The organism is Psychrobacter sp. 1Y4 (assembly GCF_051847555.1).
On record NZ_JBPYDE010000791.1, the window covers coordinates 1 to 615 of the forward strand.

1 pseudogene is annotated in these 615 nt (G+C 40.0%); it reads left to right on the forward strand.

Features of this window, described 5'->3' with window-relative positions:
• Window positions 1–389: 389 nt before the first annotated feature.
• Window positions 390–615, forward strand: a pseudogene (locus ACS8FC_RS18905) (hypothetical protein); the annotation flags it as partial.

A 615-nucleotide genomic window follows, 5' to 3' on the forward strand; every position in this document is an offset into this window, starting at 1 on the left:
TTTGTTGACTGATATCAGTACTTATAGGCGTTGCTGAGGTGCTGGTAGGTTGAGAAACAGTGGCTTCACTGGACTCAGAAGCGGACTGACAACCAGTCGCGGTCAAAGTAAGCAATAAAAGGCCACTAGAAGCCAATATTGTAGATTTTTCCTTAAAAAAGGTAGGTAGTATTATCATAAAAGCATCCTTACCACAGTTATTAGCGAAATAAACGTCACGATAAGCCACTAAAATTTGTCATCACAATAGATAAAACGAGCATAAAAGCGCTATGTAATCGGAATTTTGATGAGTGAACCTGAATGATACGATAATACAGCAGAGTCGTTATATGGCTATGATGTAATAGACCGTAACACTTATAAGATAAGATCTCGTAGAGAACGACATGCCAGCATATAAATCGCTGATATTGCTATCAACCATAGCACTGACAACTGTCGGTACTGCCACAGCAAATGTAACAAAAGCATCTCAGAAACAAGCTGCTGTGGCTGATATGAAAATCACGACCATCACAAAAATGTACCAACAAGATATCGATGACCAAGGTATGAGTAATCCTGTGGTGCTACAGCAATATGCCAATGTTGACTTGCTAGCAGCCATGCAGC